Consider the following 1,113-nt stretch of genomic DNA (forward strand, 5'->3'; position numbering starts at 1 on the left):
GCGGGACTGCTGCGAAACAAGGCGATTTCGGATCGACGCGAAGATTGGTGGCGCGTGGCCAAGCTTCGCTGATCTCGGCGGTACCTTTGTTGGGGCTGGCCTTGTCAGGAGAAGCTTAGCACGCGCGCCCTTCTGAGGTTCATGGCGAGGAGGGTGAGGAAGAGATCGAGGCGGTTTCTGGCGGTGCCGACGTAGAGTAGCCGGCTTCGTCGGTAGCTTCGTTTCAGCGTTCCAAACACAGCTTCAACCCGCCCGCGGATGCGTGCGATGCCGGCATTGCGTGCCTTTGCGTCGGCCGAGAGGGGGTGATGGCGGTTCGGTCTTGCCATCACCGCGTTCTTGATGCCGGCGTGCTTGAGCCGCTCCCGGATTGTGGCATTGTCGTAGCCCATGTCGGCATAGACGGCGTCTTCATCTCCCTGAACGAGTTCGGGGCCGATGGTACAGTCCGCGGTTCGCGCGCTGGTGAAGCGAGCCGCCCGGACCAACCCGGAGCCCTGGTCCACTGCGATGTGAAGCTTGTAGCCGAACGTCGCCGCATTGCCTTTCTTGGCCCAACTCGCTTCCGGATCGACTGTGGATACGCCGCCACCCTTTTGCTTGCGCGGTTCAGCCACGGCTGCCGACACAAGGCTGGCATCGATCAGCGTACCCTGCCGTACGATCAGCCCTCTGGCATCAAGCGATCGACCCACCACCTCGAACAGCGGTTCCCCCAAGGCGCCTGCGGCCAGATCCAGCCGAAACCGGCATAGCGTCGAGGCATCCGGGATCGCCGCCTCCACGCTCAAACCGGCGAAGCGGCGGAACGACAGACGATCGCAGAGCGCATCCTCCAATGCCTCGTCCGACAGGTTGTACCAGCGCTGCAGGAGTAAAGCCTTGAACAGCGTCAGCGGCTCATAGGGCGGCCGCCCAATACGGCCGGCACGCAGCGGCCGCAGCAAGGCGGCCACTTCATCCCAATCCACCAGCTTGTCGATCTCAGCCAACTGATCCTTGCGGCGCGAGCGCTTCCCACCGACCACGTGATCTGCAAATCCGAGCTGAACCGACATCTTCGTCTCCCAATGACGAAGTGAATCAGCCCCGATCCACTTTTGCAATGGTCCC

Annotated in this window: 1 protein-coding gene; it reads right to left on the reverse strand. The window is 62.6% G+C overall.

Annotated elements, in window-relative coordinates:
• Window positions 1-104: 104 nt before the first annotated feature.
• On the reverse strand, window positions 105-1,113 hold a 1,009-nt coding region (locus FHS96_RS29370), incomplete at its 5' end, for an IS5 family transposase (protein ID WP_429600419.1).

It is taken from the genome of Sphingomonas zeicaulis (assembly GCF_050433225.1).
In the GTDB taxonomy this organism is placed as follows: domain Bacteria; phylum Pseudomonadota; class Alphaproteobacteria; order Sphingomonadales; family Sphingomonadaceae; genus Sphingomonas_D; species Sphingomonas_D zeicaulis.